10 protein-coding genes are annotated in these 18,554 nt (G+C 42.8%); 8 read left to right on the forward strand and 2 right to left on the reverse strand.

Translation table 11 applies throughout. The features are described from left to right. The first annotated feature begins 134 nt into the window (after window positions 1–134). Window positions 135–371: a diguanylate cyclase gene (locus BAE46_RS14335; protein ID WP_274378073.1), complete on the forward strand. Its 237-nt coding sequence runs from the start codon at window positions 135–137 to the stop codon at window positions 369–371. Window positions 372–415: 44 nt separating this feature from the next. Further along, entirely contained in the window at window positions 416–1,279 is an 864-nt protein-coding gene (locus BAE46_RS08290) for an enoyl-CoA hydratase/isomerase family protein (protein WP_006003329.1), read from the forward strand. A 42-nt stretch (window positions 1,280–1,321) separates the two neighbouring features. On the opposite strand, the gene BAE46_RS08295 is transcribed toward BAE46_RS08290, so the two are convergent. After that, entirely contained in the window at window positions 1,322–2,386 is a 1,065-nt protein-coding gene (locus BAE46_RS08295) for a glycerophosphodiester phosphodiesterase (protein WP_006003330.1), read from the reverse strand. Between the two features lie 424 nt (window positions 2,387–2,810). Between BAE46_RS08295 and BAE46_RS08300 the strand changes: the two genes are divergently transcribed. Then, on the forward strand, window positions 2,811–4,010 hold the full coding sequence (locus BAE46_RS08300) for a M1 family aminopeptidase (protein ID WP_141729326.1): 1,200 nt from the start codon (window positions 2,811–2,813) through the stop codon (window positions 4,008–4,010). Here the strand turns inward: BAE46_RS08300 and BAE46_RS08305 are convergent. Further along, window positions 3,994–4,548: a YceB family lipoprotein gene (locus BAE46_RS08305; protein WP_070112333.1), complete on the reverse strand. Its 555-nt coding sequence runs from the start codon at window positions 4,546–4,548 to the stop codon at window positions 3,994–3,996. The genes BAE46_RS08300 and BAE46_RS08305 overlap by 17 nt on opposite strands. A gap of 852 nt (window positions 4,549–5,400) precedes the next feature. Here BAE46_RS08305 and BAE46_RS08310 point away from each other — a divergent pair. The 5 genes from BAE46_RS08310 to recD all read left to right on the forward strand — a co-directional run bounded on the left by BAE46_RS08310 (window position 5,401) and on the right by recD (window position 18,398). Then, a complete protein-coding gene (locus tag BAE46_RS08310) occupies window positions 5,401–6,693 on the forward strand; it encodes a ribonuclease J (protein ID WP_083256837.1) in 1,293 nt (430 codons plus the stop codon). Window positions 6,694–6,958: 265 nt separating this feature from the next. After that, window positions 6,959–8,629 (forward strand): AMP-binding protein, encoded by a 1,671-nt coding sequence (locus BAE46_RS08315; protein WP_070112337.1) that lies wholly within the window; start codon window positions 6,959–6,961, stop codon window positions 8,627–8,629. A gap of 129 nt (window positions 8,630–8,758) precedes the next feature. Beyond that, a complete protein-coding gene (gene recC, locus BAE46_RS08320) occupies window positions 8,759–12,403 on the forward strand; it encodes an exodeoxyribonuclease V subunit gamma (RefSeq protein ID WP_171901017.1) in 3,645 nt (1,214 codons plus the stop codon). Continuing rightward, on the forward strand, window positions 12,400–16,260 hold the full coding sequence (recB, locus tag BAE46_RS08325) for an exodeoxyribonuclease V subunit beta (protein ID WP_070112340.1): 3,861 nt from the start codon (window positions 12,400–12,402) through the stop codon (window positions 16,258–16,260). Before recC ends, recB begins: the two co-directional genes overlap by 4 nt. Continuing rightward, a complete protein-coding gene (gene recD, locus BAE46_RS08330; protein WP_070112342.1) occupies window positions 16,257–18,398 on the forward strand; it encodes an exodeoxyribonuclease V subunit alpha in 2,142 nt (713 codons plus the stop codon). The genes recB and recD overlap by 4 nt, the downstream gene beginning before the upstream one ends. Window positions 18,399–18,554: the final 156 nt, after the last annotated feature.

An 18,554-nucleotide genomic window follows, 5' to 3' on the forward strand; every position in this document is an offset into this window, starting at 1 on the left:
CCTACAGCAAAAGTAAATCGACTATCTTAATAGCCGATTTAGATCCATTGCAGATGTTTCCCTTTGTTTTGCATGACACATATCGCTCTTTATAATAGGATCAGTAGCGTAGCGCTGTTACCTTTTTGATTAGATTGTTATGTGTCTCGTGCACCTACTTTAAGAGTCACAACAGTGATAACTGTCTTAAGTTTGTGGCTGATTATTTGACAAACAGTGGGCTGCGTAAAAATGATACTGTTGCGCGTTGGGGCGGTGAAGAAATAGTAATATTACTGCCCAATACTTCTTTAGATGACGCTTATATTATGGCGCGGCGCTTGTGTGAAGGACTCAGCCAAAATAAGATGCACATAACGCGCTTTATTTAGCGCTGGTGATATGGGGGGAATTCGGTAATAATTACGCCATAGTCATGACACGAGTGCTTTATTTGAATTACCTAAATCTTAACGACAATGCCGCAACGTACATACAAAGCTCATTTACAGGCAGTGTGTTAACTATCATGATGAACAAACCAAAGAAGTTAAACGGTTGGACGTCAGAAATGATGGAAGCTATCGCAATTGCGTTTGAAAAAGCCACGCAAGACGAGCCAACTAAGGTCGCTATTTTCACCGGCACCGGTGATTACTTTTCAGCTGGCGTGAATTTGAGTGGCACAATCAAACTGATGGCACCTAAAAAGCTGCATCGTTTGATTGTGCAACACAATGAAGAATTATTTGATAGGTTTTTAACCTTCCCAAAACCTTTATTAGTCGCCATTAATGGCCCCGCTATTGGTGCAAGTGTTACCTCAGCAAGTTTATGTGACGGTATTATTGCGTCTCACACCGCTACCTTTTCAACGCCTTTTGCTGCGTTGGGCGTTAGCCCTGAAGGCTGTTCAAGTGTTCACTTTGCTAGGCTAATGGGAGAAGACAATGCCCAGCGTATGTTGGCAAGTGAGGGCTGGAAGCCAAATGCAGAAGAAGCATTGACAGTAGGCTTGGTTCAATGGGTAGTCCAAAAAGATCGACTTCAAGCAGAAGCCGAAAAAATAGCACAAGCTTGGGTCGCCAGTGGTCGCAGTCGGACCATTTTAGGGGGCAGTGAGTTAGCAGAGTTACAGCTTGTAAATGCAAGCGAATCAATCGAGCTTGCTAATCGATTTTTAGGCGCTGATTTTTTACGAGGACAATTTACTTTTCTATGGCGTAAGAAGAAGCGCCTAGCGTCGCTTATGTTTCTATCGCTGTGGTTGCTTCGACCGTTATGGAAACACCTCTTATAATGAGCATTTAAAGAAACAGATTAATGAAATTTAGGGAATTACTTAATCGCCGCCGCGAGGGCCAGAATAATTCGTCAAGTCACTGGCTGCGGCTTTTTCAACGCGAACAACGCCGCGTCCTGAGTCGTGTCGCGCCCAGACATCACCGGGCCCTTTATTGGATACAACCCGACCAGCAATACCCTGGCAGCCACGCTTAAAATCGCTGGGATTACCCCTCTGTTCTGGCGACGTGCCACTTCCTTTATCATCAATCGCGGCTCGCAAGATATCTGGATTATTCGTAAAAATGGCATCAACACCTAAAGCAAGCAGATAGTCCATTTGCGTCCGTTCATTTACGGTCCAGGTATGCACATCATGACCATTGGCATGAAAACGTTGAACGGATGTTGGATCGTTGAAAATCGCCGCAGAATTTGGCGCGAATGCGTCGATATAATCTGGGCCATTGCCGCTTGCCACCCACTGCAAGAGTTCAAACGACGTGCGCCTAGCAAACAAAAAGGCCGTCGGCAGTTCCGATAACTGTTTAATGCGTTTTAGACTAGACGCATCGAAGCTTTGCATGACGATCGTTGATGTCTGTATATCACCGGTATCCAGCAAGCCTTTGCGAGCCAGAACCTCGACCAAAACTGCTTCGGCACGGCCTTGCGCCGAATCTTTGGTTTCCACATGAAAGCGCATTAAGGGATTGTGATCCAGATAGCAATCAAGTTGTTCTTCGAACGGTACTATTTTCGCGCTGGAAAATTTAATGCCAAACCATGAGCCAAAATCCAGTGCGCGCAGCTCGTCCAAGGTAAAATCTTGCACCCGGCCAGACCCGTCGGATGTGCGATCTACGGTGCTGTCGTGAATACAAATTAGCACCTCATCTTTAGTCAGAAAAAGGTCGCATTCTAGCATATCAACGTCCATTTCCATGGCGAGGTCGTAAGCGTAAAACGTGTGTTCTGGGGCGTAAGCGGAGGCACCTCGATGGCCGATATTGAGTTGAGGCCCCAAGGCGGTGTCGATTTGCGCCAGCGCAGTGCTACTCACGGCGATCGAAGCCAAGAGCAAAGCGGATACGACGTTGGAATACAGATTACATTGATACATAGATATCCTTTGCTTACTTTGCTAGTTCAAAAAGAACTGCCAATCTATTCACAGAGTCTCGCAAAAAGTTTTGCACAATATAGGAAAGATAATACATATACCTTTATAAATCCAGAGCTTGCAACTTCCTTGCGCCCAGTCTCAAGCTTGCGCTTGTGGAAACTTAAACTATGCGCTTTAAGGTCGTGCTTTTTACAATATTGTGCCTAGCTTAAGGTAGACTTTTGCCATAGGCTAACATGTTGCTGCCAATATGATTCTATTTGGTCTAGGCAGAATTTTTTCACCACTTACACTTCCTCAGAAAAAAGAAAAAAAGACAAGCTGCGGCTCTGGTTCAGCAAACGCGCTATACAACGACGCGCGTCATTAATATAAAGCGGGTGCTGGCTTCACGCAATTTACGGCACGGCTGTTGTTTGAAATGAAGCAGGTGTTTGTGAGTCCCGGTTTTATTGTGCTGCTTATTATTGCATCGGCTATTATTATAAAAGAGTTTATAAACCCTATCGGTATGTACGGTGCAAGCAACTGGTCGTTAACGTATTATATGGTTGAGCTTATTCAAGGCGCATTTTCACTTTCTATTATTATTGTGATCACTTTTTACACCGCAGAGGTGGAGTGGCGTGCGCGTAATACGGGTATTGTCGATATTGTCGACAGCATGCCAGTGCATAACTTTATCTTTTGGTTATCTAAACTGCTCGCAGTAAGCTTAATTGTAGTGGTTTTGCTTGGCTTTGGCATGCTCTTTACCTTAGCAAATCAGCTGCGCGATCCCAACAAAATAGATCCCGTTTGCTATGTTTCGGCTAACGAAGTGGCGCAACAATGGTTTGGGCATCAGTTGCTACCCGCAAATGTGCAAGGTAGCGCGGTGCTAAGTGAAACCTTATCCCAATATGCAGCATTACAATTAATGGTGAATAAATATGGTGAAACTAAATTACGACAGTTTCTTAGCTCCGAATTAGATGACTATTTACGAGGACGATCCACCGAATATTTACAAGAAATGCCGCTAATGCGAGCTGAAAATCAAGCCTATATTTATTACAATAAAGGGTCAATTGTAATGATGGCAATAGCTGACAGAATAGGCTTTGACAAACTCAATAAAGCGATTAAAGGACTGCTCGAAAAATTTGAAAATTCAAACTCACGTAAGGCCACTACACTTGACTTATTAAGTGCTATAAAAGAGGTTGCTGATCCTAAGGCGCATGCTTTTATTAATCAGCAGTTTTCTGATATAAATCTTTACAACATTAAGTTACTTGCCGCAAAGTGGGAAAAAGAAACCTCGCAAGTAAACTTAAAAATAGATGCTGCTAGGGTAATTGCTGACGGCCTAGGCAATGAAACTCCGGCTGTATTTGATGATGTGGTTGATATTGTGGTCTTTGCCAATGACCCCAGCGACTTTAGCAGCGAAACGGTGGTTTTATACCGTCAAAAACATCGCTTAGTAAACGGTGAAAACGAACTTGTTATACGCCTTAATGGCAGTTTTAATGATGGTTCACAGCCTGCTTATGTGGGTGTGGATCCTTTTGTTCGTTTTATTGGCACAGATGTTAAAGATAATGTATTGCGTATAAAGACTAAAGCCGAGGAATAATGTTTATTGCCCCATTTTCCACTTTTAAATCTAGAGGAAGTTTACTCAGCAATACTATTTTTGGGTCATTGCTATTCAAGGTATACACAGGGTTTTGTGCTAAAAACGCATTGATAATACTTATTGCCTCGTTGTTAAGCGTACCTAAGTTGCCCCTAAACCGACCCGCATCGATGCTTGAGTCGAGTAAGCTTACGTCGCGTAAAAAAATTGCTTTTTTCTGACTGTCATAAAAAGGACTGCCTTGAACTTGCAGTTTAAGGCCTACTGGGTAGGTAAAGGCGAAGGCATCAATTATAGCGCTAGTATCGAGTCTTATTAACACTACATCGCGATTACCGGGACCGATAACAACATCCAAATCGTTTACAGCAAACTTTACTGGTAAGCCCATTAAATTCACATTTTCGCTCAATTTAGGCAATTGCTTAATGAGTACGGACTCGATATCTTCATTGCTAAATGAATAAACTGACAGGCCTTGTGTGCTGGTGCAGGCTGATAACATGAGCGCGCTTAGAATGAGTAAAATTCTCATATTGGTCCTTTTGGTGTAAATAATAAAATGGTTACGACGCTAAATATCTTAACAGCCAACTATTAACAAGTACTAGCGACTTAATTACTAGGGCTACATTTTAACGCTATCAAGAATGCTTGACGTGGTGAAGCAAAAAATACACATTTGCGAAGTAAATAGTAGGCCTATGGGGGTGCTTAAAAAGAGTGAAAAAACGAGCATGCTGAGCAATTTATACCACTGTGCCTAATTACATTATGCGAAGCCGCAACGATTGCGCCGCTTGCTCTTTCAACGCAAAGCGACCAGTTCAGCATTGACGGGTTGCACTGTTAGGCGAGGTCACGTTAATTAGCCCGTGTAGCCTTATATATGACAGTATTCACTATTATATTAGCGCATCAGGCAGCGGCTCAATATGAAAAAAGCATCGTTGTTTACCGAGCATTCTATCGTAAACTATAGCGTTAGTGAGCATCTAAACGCTGAGATTACGATGTTATGCGAAGTCTGTGCTATGAAATTGCGCATCTAAATTGGGTGATTATTTTTGCTCACACCAGTACCAATAACCTTACGAATGTTCAGTAAGCTTTCCTCCAAATTGGCCTTAGTAAGATGGATCTACGTAAATATGGTAAGCTTCTCGCATTAGACGTCTATACGCATTTGAATACAGTCTAACAAAACTTGTATTCATGTGAGTGTTGTCAATTATATTAATCACATAAGATAGTGCTGCTAACTTCGTCATGGCCTTTATGCCCTTTTATCATTTGAAACGCTTTACTTTGAGTATCTACTTTGAAACATAGCCCTACAGAAAAAGATTTATGGTTTGTACCGCTAGGCGGAACAGGCGAGATTGGCATGAATGTCAATCTTTACGGACACAACAAACAATGGTTAATGATCGATTGCGGGGTAACTTTTAATGTGCCGCTGGATCGCGAGCAAGATGAAAAAATAGGGGTTATGCGCCATAATATGGTGACTGCCGATTTATCTTTTATTGCAAATCGTCGCGACAGTTTATGTGGCATTGTATTAACGCATGCGCACGAAGACCACCTTGGTGCGGTGTTAAGCCAATGGGAGCAGCTACGGTGTCCAATCTACACGACTGCTTTTACCGCAGAGGTGCTAAGACGTAAAGCTTACCGCGCAGAGATCCCCTACGAGTTACCCATAGTCGTAGTAAAAACAGGCAGTGTGCTCGACATTGGTCCATTTACAATTGAATGGATACCCACCACACATTCTATTCCCGAAGCTAACGCACTGCTTATTACTACCGCAGTAGCGCGCGTATTACACACCGGCGATTGGAAAATTGATGCAAGCCCTGTGGTTGGCGAAGGCTTTAATAAAGAGTTGTTTAAACAGTTAGCCAGCAGGAATATTACGGCTATGGTGTGTGATTCAACAAACGCTAACCGGCCCGGACATTCAAAGTCAGAAAAGGACTGTGAATTAGGCTTAGGCACGGTCATTAGCAAAGCAAAAGGCAGGGTAGTGGTAACCTGTTTCGCCAGTAATGTAGCGCGTTTAATTACGCTAGCAAAAATAGCGCAAGCGACCAATCGCTACATGTGTTTATTAGGCCCCGCGCTTGAAAACATGGTTAGCATTGCCAGAAGCACAGGCTTTTGGCCCGCAGAGTTTAAAATTACGCCACGTCGTCATATCGGCTATCTGCCTAAACATGAAGTGCTCATTGTAGCAACGGGAAGCCAAGGAGAGCCTCGTGCAGGCTTATACAAACTAGCATTAAACAATCACAGAGACTGCGATCTTGAAAAAGATGACACCGTTATTTTTAGCAGTATTGTCATCCCTGGAAATGAAAAACCCATAAAGAGATTAATCACTTTGCTTGAAGAGCGTGAAATACAAGTAGTAGAGTCTGCAAACTGCGAGCATATTATTCATGCTTCCGGGCATCCGAATGAGGGAGATTTAGCCCAGTTGTTTAATTGGGTAAAACCAAGCTGTATTGTGCCTGTGCACGGAGAGCCTAAGCACCTGCTAGCTTGTTCGCAGGTTGCAAAAGCGCAGGGCATAAACCAGCAGTTGGTGGGTTTAAATGGGGATTTATATAGTCTTGCGCCGCGATTTTCCATAAAGCGTGGTGAAATAAGCGCGCCCCGAATCGCCTTATAAAAACGTGTTGTTACAAAGTCTAACGTAAATTCGATTTGACTAGCACCGGCAATAGCGCAGAAAATCAACACAAATTGCTGTCAGATCGGACCACCAACTTTTTTCTTGATATTTCTTGCAGGGGTAATTTCCTCAGGTAAAACCTGTAAACTCGGGCTCATCGTATTTAATTGATGAAATCTTGTATAAAAAACAGTTGTTAAATATTACAAATACCGCATTATTACATGTAAAAATTATGTAAAGAATTTAATTGGGATGAAATATGTCGCTAGATAATAACGCCGCAGTAACGACTCAGGTTGTATCGCCATTAGCTATGCTCTACAAAAGAGAATCTGAAACACCAAACGACCATTACATGACACAGCCCAGTGCTGAGGGCCCAAGAACATTTACCTGGGCGCAAACGATGGAGCAGGCGCGCAGGCTAGCTGCCAGAATCAACACCTATCGCTATCCTAAAGGCACCCGCATTGCTATTTTAGGCAAAAACACCGCTGAATGGATCGTTACCGATATCGCCATAATGCTATCAGGAAATGTGTCTGTGCCTATTTTTGCCACTGCTGGCAAAGACACCATTAGCTATGTATTGGAGCACGCTGAGTGTCCAATGATGTTTGTGGGTAAACTCGACAATTATAAAGCCGCGCATGAAGCCACTTTCGATGAACTCGTCACGGTGAGCTTTCCTTATCCTAGTATAGAGACGAAAGTAGCGTGGGACGAATTTACAGATATTGAGCCCTTGGATAAAAGCCCTATTCCTGATTTGAACGATATTATGACCATTATCTACACCTCAGGCAGCACAGGGCAACCCAAAGGTGTTGTGCACACCTATCAAACTATATGTTGGGCGGCGCAAAATTCCTTGCATGCAATGAGTGTGACAAATCAAGATAGAGCAATGAGCTATTTGCCCCTTGCACACATAACTGAGCGAGTATTAGTAGAACTGGCCAGTATCTACAGCGGCATGACCCTGCACTTTGTAGAGTCACTTGACACCTTTACGCGTGATGTAAAATCGTGTCAACCTACCCTGTTTATTTCGGTACCTAGGCTGTGGACAAAATTTAAAATGGGCGTGCTGGCAAAAATCCCGCAAAAGAAGTTAAAATTTCTGCTCAGCATTCCTTTAATCGGTAAGAAAGTTGCTAAAAAAATACGTGAAGAACTAGGCCTAGGTTCAGCTCGGCTATGGGCATCGGGTTCGGCGCCCTTAGCGCCCTCTACTATTGAATGGTTTCATAAAATTGGCATAGATATATCAGAAGGCTGGGGTATGACCGAAAACTGCGCATACGGAACCAGCAGTGTTCCCTTTAGAGTGGATAAGATAGGCGCCATTGGATCTGCCTACGAGGGCGTCACAATTCGAATTGCTCAAGATGGCGAAATACAGGTAAAATCTCCGTGTAATATGGTTGGCTACTACAAGGATCAAGAAAAAACCTCTGGGGTATTTACTAATGATGAATATTTGCGCACAGGCGATAAAGGTAGAATGGACGAAGAGGGCTTTATTTATATTACCGGAAGACTTAAAGATATCTTCAAGACAGAAAAAGGCAAGTATGTTGCGCCTGCGCCGATTGAATCTAAAATAATGGAAACATCTATTGTTGAGCAAGTATGCGTCACGGGTACAAGCTTGGCCCAGCCTATTGCACTTTTAGTGCTCTCTGAAGAAGCCAGAAAACATTCCAAGGAAGCGGTAGTACAGACACTTACCGCTATGCTTACTTCTATTAATGAAACCTTAGAGAGCCATGCGCGGCTTGACCGCATCGTTATTTTTAAAGAGGAATGGTCAATTGAAAACGATTTGCTTACACCTACTCTAAAAGTAAAAAGACATATAATTGAAGAAAAGTTCAAATCGGTGATAGTTGGGGAACACAGCGACAAGATTGTATGGGTTGATTAAGTTTTAGCGCAACTTTACACTGTAGATTGTTATCATTAAAAGGGCTTTACGCCCTTTTATTTTTTTTGTAAAACATTAGCGCTTTATTGTTTGCTTACATACCCTATAAGTGAGGATTGCTTGCTTTATTTGTATCCTTCTAATCGACTAGAAGATTTGGCAGTGTTGCTAGCCGAAGTCGTTAAAACACGTCCTAGGAACATTCTCAGCCCTATTAGTGTGCTGGTGCCTAATCCCGGCATGCAGCATTGGTTAAACATGCAGCTGTGCGACTACTTAAGTATATCAATGAATATTGATTGCCCTATGCCCACGCGCTATATATGGGATCTATGCCGTGACGTGCTTGGCGCTGAGAATATTCCGCAAAAGAGTCCATATAAGCGCGAGGTACTAAGCTGGAAAATATATCAGCTTTGCCAGTCGGCGCAGTGTAAGCAGGCTGATTTTTATCCTGAGTTAAGTCGATATTGGCAGCAGTCCAGCACCGAGCTTGACCGGCGAAGACGAATATTCAGTTTTAGTCGCCAGTTAGCCGACTTGTTTGAGCAGTACTTAGTGTTTAGACCCGACTGGCTTGAGCAATGGGAAGACAATAAAAACGTGGACTTTGTGTCTCCCCGCTATCAGCTTTTTGAGCAATGGCAGAAATGGTTCTGGCTTGAGCTAATAAAATGGATGCCAGCACACCCAGTGAATCTTCAGTTTGAAGCTATCGCGTCTTTTGCCGAGCGAAAACCAATGCTGCCAAACGACATATATATTTTTTCGATCAACAGTATTTCGCCTATTTACCTAACTTTTTTTGATGAAATAAGTCAGCACACCAATGTACATTTGTTTCAGCTTAATCCATGCGTGAATTACTGGGGCGATGCGCAATCAGATATTGCCATAGCAAAGTTTCAGCGCAAGCAGGCTTTGGACCTTTCTTTGGATGAAAATACTGTTCACCCACTGTTGCGAAATTTAGGCACACAAGGCCGTGATTTAAATAATTTATTAGTGGATATGCAGCATCAAGAAATAGCAGCCTTTGATATTGATAGCAATGAAGCGTCAAAGCAAGGTGTGCCAAGTGTATTGCTGCAGCTGCAGCAAGATATATTGTCTGGCAACACCCAAAAGCGTGATCTTGAATACGATAACAGTATTGCGGTGCATGCTTGCCACAGTGAAGTACGTGAGCTTCAGGTACTAAAGGATGTATTGCTGCAAAAGTTTACACACATACCTGACTTGCAGCCAAAAGATATTTTGGTGATGTGTCCTAGTATTGAAGTTTATTCGCCGTATATTCGCTCGGTGTTTACGCAGTCGTCGCAGTCTTCACAAAACTTACCCGTGAGTATAAGTGATCGACAGCCAATAGAGTCACAGGCTTATATTGTGGCTTTTATGCAACTCTTAGCACTGCCTACCACACGCTTTGACGCCACCAGTATTGTTGATTTAATTTCACTTCCTGCATTGGCGCACAAATACCAATTAACCCCCCAAGACATAGATATTTGCGCAATTTGGTTAAAAGATGCCGCAATAGATTGGGGTAAAGATTCAGCGCATCTTTCGGAGCAAATTGGCGAGCCGGTGTTTGATGAGATGCACACTTGGCACTGGGGGTTGTCCAGACTATTGATAGGCATGATAAATGCTGTTAACGACACTTTGGTTGATGGCTACTGTGTGGTGAATTATGTAGAAGGAAATACGACCGTAGTGCTGGGTAAGTTTTTGCAAGCCTTAGAGTCACTTGAAAGCGTGTCGCAGCGTCTTAAAGTAAGTCAAAACATAGCACAGTGGACACACGTTTTATTAAGTGTAATAAACGATCATTTAATAGCAGGTGAAAGCGACAGCTTTGCGCGAAAGCTACTGGTAGACGCGATATACAGTCTTGAAAAGAATGCGATTGTCGCCAACTTTGAAGACCCTATAGAACTGCCTATTTTACATGAAGCTTTAAGCAGTATTTTGAGCATTCCTGAGGTAAGGTCGCAATTTTATTCAGGCAATATTACCTTTTGCTCTATGCTGCCTATGCGCAGTATCCCTTTTAAAGTGATTGCTATCTTAGGCTTAAATCAAAGCGAATTCCCGCGCCAAGACACGCCTGTTGAAATTGATTTGATGCAGGCAAGTCCAGCTCGGCGGGGCGATCGCTCACGCCGAGGTGATGATCGCTACTTATTTTTAGAATCGCTGGTGTCGGCAAGACAGTATTTACATTTAAGCTTTCAATATCGACACATTAAAAACAACAGTGTGCGAGAACCATCCTTGGTCGTTAAAATGCTGCTTGACTACTGCCATGAGCATTATTCACATGCTTCAATTCAAGTCGTTGAACACGCCTTACATCCTTTTAGTGTTGACAGTTTTCAGCCTAGACTTGGCTATAGCGGCAGCTTCGATGCGCGCTGGTTTACTTGTTTACAAGATGTGCAAAAGTCATTAATTAAGGGTCACATAGGCGACAATATATCATTGAGTAAAGCTGCTCAAGAGCACACTAAACTTGACTTAAGAACGATCAATATTCAAGAAGTTACTAAATTTGTTAAAAGCACATTGACTTATTATGCAAAGCAAGTGTTAGGGGTATATTTAGACGAACCGAGCGCCCGAGATTATGCGCCTGTTTACGCAATAGATAGTCTTTTTCAGTATGCGCTGCGGGCAGAGGTCGCGCAGCTATTTAAGCAGTATAAAAAGTCTCAGCTTGCTAAGGACTTCGTCGTTCAAAGCGTTTTAGCCAAGCCTAATGATGCAAACGCTGCTCACGCTAGTAATCCCAACATCAATAATGTAAAAAGCGAATTACTTAACGATGCATGGGATAAGCTTAAAAAGAGCTGGCTGCAGTCGGGTAAATTGCCGTTTTTATTGGGTTTGGAAGAAGCGCTAAATCATGCTTTCGAAGACACCTTAGCGCTTGAGTTAAGCATTGCTAATACACAGCACCGCAGGCGCGCTAAAGGTCAGTTAGTGCTTGGGCATATTACGCTAGAATACGATTTTCCCTACGACTTAGCATCAGGCATTATCTTGCTAAAGCTGAATCCCAAAGCCCCCAGCTTGCGTCACTTTATTGAGCCTTTCATTCAGTACTTAGTGCTGATGATCCATATACAAACAGATGAAGAATTTCAGCAGTTTGAAAAAACTAGACGCCCGGACGAGTGGTTGAGCGCTGTGAGTAATATTTCACAAAATGCGGAGGATATGACAGACGCGCCAAGCGCTCACCATAAGAATGAATCCAAGGAAGTGCTGCCAGCGTTTGGCGTGCATATTCATTATGTAGAGCCGCCCGCTAAAAAGAATTACGTTGCGCATACGCCAGCGCAAAAGCAAGTCAATATTTGCCTGTTATTACTAGCGCAAGAAGCGGATCCAGCCTCTACACTACAAAAAATATTGTCTGTTTTTGAGCAGGGTTGTCAACGCCCTATTTTAATCGACTTATCACTTGCAGACGACGTAATGAAGCATGCATCGCTTGATCAAGCGCTGGCCTCTAAAGCCTTAATGGCTAAATGGGAAACGTGCAATCAGCCAAATGAAAATGGCCCCGATTTATTTCCAAGGACGTACTTTGATTTTCTGTTAGGAGAAGTTCCCGCCTTTGAAGCAAACAATGTGCAAGCATATTTTGACTGCTTCGGTAACATAGAACAGCATAATCTTAAGCCTATAAACGTGGATATAAGTGCACCAGATATGCGTGTTTTATGTAATCAAGAAAATGCGTTTACTAAGGGTGATATATGAATACCAGTGATATTTTAAATCCGCTTACCATTCCACTTATCGGTCGGCATATGATTGAGGCCAGTGCAGGTACGGGCAAAACCCATAATATTACTCGCATATATGTTCGGCTTCTGGTTGAAAAGAAATTATCGGTACAGCAAATTTTGGTGATGACCTTCACCGAAGCCGCTACCGAGGAAATTAAGGCCCGCATTGCGACTTTTATTGACACCCTCATAAACGATTTTGAGAGCAATCCCTGTGAATGCTCATCCGCGCTGCAAGTCACTGTGGGAGCCGATGAAACACTGCGCTTATTAAAAATAGCCCAGCTAGAAATTGATTTAGCGTCTATCTATACCATCAACGGATTTTGCCAGCGTATTATTGGCCGTTTTGGCCTAAGTATGTCACTGCCTCAAAACGCCGATTTAGTCACCGATTTTTATAAAATACAACGTGCGTATGTGAGCGACGCTATTAGAGCCCTGCGAACTAAGCCGGATAAATATCTATTGCTGCAAAATGAAAATCTGCACGATCCTAGTGTATTTATGAAAAATTTCAGCAAGGTGATAGGCAAGACTGAAACGCTGACGGTGCAAAGTGAGCAGGAGTTAAAAACGAAGCAAGTTCTACAATTTAATAAGCTTTGGCAGAAACATGGAGTGCTGCGAGCGCAATTAATTGCAGATATTAACGCGCAGCGCTCATTCTTTTATCAAGGTACTAAATCGAGCACCCCTAAAAATACTGATCCCTTAATTGACGAGGTGCTAAGCTGGTTAGGGTCAACAATGCTGATTAATAATAAACAAAGTGTTGCTTTTATTAATGCTTGGCTAGGCATTGAAGGCGCGACAAAAGACGCTGTCAAAGAAGCCGACCAAACCTTAATTAACAACGCGTTTAAAAATTTATTCAGTGCCGCTAGAATTAAAAACTACGTTAATGAAGGCATGCAAACAACACAGCCATTATTAGCCAACGCTAATGCGCTACTCGAGGATATAAAACGTGTGGGTGTGTTGGCCGCTGACAAAAAATCACTCAAAGATAGTATTAATGCGGTTCCTTTTTATGCAGTGATTTATGCGCTTGTGAGTAAGATAAATAAAAAAATAGAGCAGCATAAACAAACATTTAGTGTCATAGGTTTTGACGACCAAATTCAGGGTGTTGCACACGCTATGAACTGCGGTGGAGAAGCGCTTATTGAAAGCCTACAGCAGGAGTATCCGGCCGCCTTAGTGGATGAATTTCAAGATACCGATAAGCACCAATATGCCATATTGGAACATCTGTATCCACAGCATAATGATGCACGTTTGCTCTTAATGATTGGCGACCCGAAACAGGCTATTTACTCTTTTAGAGGCGGTGATATTCACACTTATATGCGTGCAAAAGACATGGCAGATAAAGCCTGGGGGATGGATATTAACTATCGCTCAAGTGAGCCCGTTATCACCAGTTATAACCGTATTTTTCACGGTGCGCCGCTGCAAAAGGACGCAGTGAGCCTGTTTGACGAGAATATTAGCTACCCAATTATAAGTGCGCCTTTCAAAGCGCTGCCTGGGAAACGCAGTTTAATTGACAACGATCCCACTCAAGCTAGCGCTGCGTTTACGTTTGTCTGTGCAAATGCATCGCGAATGCTTAGCCCCAGCAGCAAACGAAACGTAAAAGTAGACACTTCAAAAGATATACAGATAGACGAAATAATGTACTGGTGCGCTAATGAAATAAAACGCCTGTTAAGCGACGTGCATATTGAACAAGGCGGCCAAGCACGTTTAGTCAAAAGTGAAGACATTGCCATATTAGTGCGCAGTCATAAGCAAGTTGCAATGGTTAAAAAAGTACTTTCTGCGCAGGGTTTAGCGAGCGTGTTTTTAGGCGAGCGATCAGCCCTGTTTGAATCGCAACAGGCACTGCATGTGCTGTGGCTACTCCAAGCAGTACACCATCCTAGCAGAGATAATATGCGCAGAGCCTTAACTACCGGCCTTGTGCTTTTTGACACAAGCAGAACGAGTACCGTGCAAGACTTACTGCTACTTGATAATCACCCTAAGTGGGAACAAGCATTTAATAGCATAAGCCACTATGCTTTGCTGTGGCAGCAAAAAGGGGTTCACGCTTTATTACAAACGCTCATACAGCAGTCGTCACTACCCACATTAGAAGCACAAAGACAGCTTACAAATTATCTGCATATAAGCGAACTGCTGGCCAAAGCCTCCGTAAAGGCAAGTTCTCCTTTGCAGCTGATTTACTGGCTACATCAGCAAATTACTAATCCAGAACAAATGGAGGCGAATGAACTGCGATTAGAAAGCGATCAGAAGCTCATAAAGATTGTAACGCAACACAAATCTAAAGGCTTAGAGTACCCAATAGTTTTTCTACCTTACGCTAATTACGTGAACACGAAAATGTCTAAGCATATTGCCCAATATTACCTTAATAATAATAGCGTGAACGAGTTAGGGCTTAGTAATGCGGCCAAAGAGGCTGTTATCAGCGAGTCTTTAGCCGAAGATATGCGAGTGTTATACGTGTCGCTAACGAGGCCAATATTACGATGCTACTTGGGCGTGTTTAGCTCGATTAGCTGCAATAGCAGCGCACTTAGCCGAGCGCTAAACATTCCGATAGATAAAGACAGTGAAGATGAGGATAGCGGCGGCACAATGCTCAATAATATTAAACAAAATTTATCTGATATAAGCGATAATATATTTGTGGGCATGGCTGATAAACTTCTACCAATACGAAACGATATTCCCGCTGAGGATTTACCCAGGACCAGTTTATTGTCGTTTACGCAACATATAAACCGAAGTTGGCATGTTACTTCATTTAGCAAAATATTACGTAAGCTCGACAGCTACGCCAGGCAAGACAATTATTTACCTAAGGCTAAACCACCAAGTTTAGGCCTTGCTAATGCTAACGAGTCTCCTGATCTAGTGTTTGAGCGAGATGAAGAAGGTTACTATGAAGCAGGATTTTCTGGCGCCCACCATAACGACGTACAAAGTGCTTATTGCTTTACCTTTCCCAAAGGCGCTAACGCCGGTACATTTCTTCATGACGTGTTAGAAAAAATTGACTTTAAAAACCCTAATATTAGCACAGCATTAAGCAGTCTAAATACATACGCGCTTGATCAACACGCAATTGATCAAGCGCAGCTCAGTCAGTGGTTTGACACTGTTTTAACAACGCCTTTATTAAGTAATTTGGCATGCAATAATGTTTGTTTACAAGATTTATCATCGGCTGAAACCCTAAAAGAAGCTGAGTTTTATTTTCCGATAGAGGGGCTTAATTTAGGCGCTATGTCGCAGCTCATTAATACTTACAGGCAGCAAATATGCGCGCAATATAATTTAACTAATTGTCCATTACTGAGCCTCACCAGCGATATGGTTGAGGGGGCAATGCACGGCTATATCGATTTGATATTTGAACATGAAGGTCAATACTACGTTGCTGACTATAAATCTAATTATTTAGGAAACGATGCGCAGTATTATCAGCCAAGTGCAGTCGCACAGGATTTATTGCTGCATAATTACGATGTTCAATATCTAATTTATAGTGTTGCTCTGCACCGTTATTTGAAAACGTTTTTGGGGCAGTATCGCTATGAAGAACATTTTGGTGGCGTGACTTACTTGTATCTTCGGGGTATGCGGGGGCCGCTTAGCTTGCCCCTAAAAACATCAGAAAGTACAAGCGCCAACGGTATCTTTTTTACTAAAATTGAGCAGGGTATGCTGCAAGCATTAGACGATTTGTTTGAGACAAAAAATACCAGCATGCATCATCGCATTGCTAGCAACAAAGAAAGCGCGCTATGAGTATTTTCTCGGAGGTTAAATATGTTCCTTATGCAGATAGTCGTGACTGCATGAATGCGCTGGCGACTATTGAAGCCATTGATTTCTTTTTTGCACGGCAAATATTGCTTAGCCAACAGCAAATAGGTTCATCGCTTAGCCCCACGCAGTACCAAGAAGTATTTCACGTTCTGCTAGCGCTGTCGCAATATCAACGCCGCGGCAGCGTATGCATCTACTTGTCTACCTTAGCCAATGTGCATATGTGGCAAGCTGCTAGCCCTGACACTGAAATAGAGGCTAATGACATTGATGTTCAAAGCGGCTCAAATGCCCACGAACGCCAAGATGCGCAAGGTGCGGTAGCTGGTGCACCAGAGTCATTCGTTAGAGGGTTTCAGTTTTCTGGCATTGATGAACTACACAACATGCTAGCGCTGTTTACGCAAGGTTTACGCCCGAACTCGTACCTAGTACTGGAAAAAAGTCGCTTATACAGTAAGCGCTATTGGCATTATGAACATACTCTTTGCCGCTATATAGCCGCTAGCGTGCAACAAGCAACGATAGATAAACAACACGGTCGACTTATATCTCAGCAGATGCTGGTAAGTGAAACGATGGGCTTGCTGTTTGCTACGCCTGTGGTGTCCAATAACATTCCTGATTTACAGCAGCTGGCGGTGCTAAACTCACTCGCCTTGCCACTGTCAATTATTACAGGCGGCGCAGGCACCGGTAAAACCTACACCATTACGCGTTTAGCGATACTCATTAGTATTGTCAATTCAGTGCCCATTCATGCAATAGAAATGGTGGCACCTACCGGAAAAGCGGCGAATAGAATGGCGCAGTCCTTAACGGAAGAACTGGCGAAGCTAACTTTAGTGCCTCAGCTTGCCGATATTTGTCAATCGTTCAGTCAACTGCAGCCAAAAACCCTTAATCGCTTGCTGAAAACAAAGCCTATTACGGGCCAAAGTGCCTACTCCGCGCAGCGGCCTTTGCCTGTTAAACTTATCATTGTTGACGAAACATCAATGATAGATATTAGCCTTATGCACAAACTTATTGATAGTTTGTCCCCAGGCACTCAGCTAATATTAGTGGGCGATCCTAATCAGTTACCGTCTGTTGAAACAGGCTGTTTGTTAGCCGATTTGGTGGCGCATCCTTTTGCTCACATGCCTGTGCAGCATTGGCAGTCACTTTGCAATATTTACCCAGCATTAAGGCTTGCTGAAGATTTTGCACAGCAGCATTTGGTGACTAATCATAAAGCAGGCAGAGGCGTTGTTAATAAGCTTGTTGGCACCCGGCGAAGCCATCAAATTGTAGATAGCTTTGCAAACGCTATTTTGGCAGGTGATGCAGCCCACGCTTTAAACATTGCGCAGGTAGAACAATATGCAAGTAGGACTATGCCTAGCGCTTTACTTAATTCTGTTGTTACTTTTGAGCAAAGCAGAGGGCAGGTTCAAATACTCCCGTTAATGTCAGCTAACACCGAGCAAAGCAATAGCCTAAAATATGCGGTCGATAAGGTAATCGCAGATCATATACTGCCTCATTTATTCAACTTATTTAAGGCTAATTCGCCTGATGAGGCTTTCCTAGCGTTAAAAAAGTACGCTTTATTGACGCCATTTCGAAAGTCTTACCTAGGTACTGCATCTTTGAATCAGCTCATTGAGCTTGCGTTAAGTAAGCATCTTAATTGGATTAAGCCAAACCAGCTCTACAAATGTAAGCCCATTATGATTTTACAAAATGACTATCAATTATCATTGTTCAACGGCGATATTGGCATTATGTGGGAAAATAGCGATAAAGAACTTGTGGCTTATTTTACGGTAGATAAGCACTTAGTGGCATATCCGGTCTACAATTTACCCGCATTTGACACAAATTTTGCAATGACTATCCATAAAACCCAAGGATCAGAGTTTGAGAATGTCGATATCATACTGCCGCCATCCGACAGCGACTTTTTAAATAAGCAATTGCTGTATACAGGGGTTACACGCGCTCAAAAGAGCGTCAGAATATTCACCAGTATACAAACATTCAGGCAAACAATAAGCACAAGCGCAGATAGAATTAGTGGTCTTGACGCTAGCTTAAGTGCAGCGCTTGCGTGTTTCGGCCAGCAGGAATAGCACTGTTAACTTAGCAGTGAAGTGTTATAAGCCCTGCTTAGGCGAATAAATGACTGGTGTGCGTGCGGCCAGTATAATATTGTTAAAAGAGATGAACATAACCGAACAATTCAATTTAATAGAATAACAGGAGTTAATTTTGACGCGTTTCATACA

This window comes from Glaciecola punicea (assembly GCF_001756615.1).
Lineage (GTDB): Bacteria > Pseudomonadota > Gammaproteobacteria > Enterobacterales > Alteromonadaceae > Glaciecola > Glaciecola punicea.

Coding starts and splice junctions, on each gene's coding strand:
- BAE46_RS08290 (WP_006003329.1), top strand. CDS start 416: ATGACACGAGTGCTTTATTTGAATTACCTAAATCTTAACGACAATGCC.
- BAE46_RS08295 (WP_006003330.1), bottom strand. CDS start 2,386: ATGTATCAATGTAATCTGTATTCCAACGTCGTATCCGCTTTGCTCTTG.
- BAE46_RS08300 (WP_141729326.1), top strand. CDS start 2,811: ATGAAGCAGGTGTTTGTGAGTCCCGGTTTTATTGTGCTGCTTATTATT.
- BAE46_RS08305 (WP_070112333.1), bottom strand. CDS start 4,548: ATGAGAATTTTACTCATTCTAAGCGCGCTCATGTTATCAGCCTGCACC.
- BAE46_RS08310 (WP_083256837.1), top strand. CDS start 5,401: ATGAATGTCAATCTTTACGGACACAACAAACAATGGTTAATGATCGAT.
- BAE46_RS08315 (WP_070112337.1), top strand. CDS start 6,959: ATGTCGCTAGATAATAACGCCGCAGTAACGACTCAGGTTGTATCGCCA.
- recB (WP_070112340.1), top strand. CDS start 12,400: ATGAATACCAGTGATATTTTAAATCCGCTTACCATTCCACTTATCGGT.
- recD (WP_070112342.1), top strand. CDS start 16,257: ATGAGTATTTTCTCGGAGGTTAAATATGTTCCTTATGCAGATAGTCGT.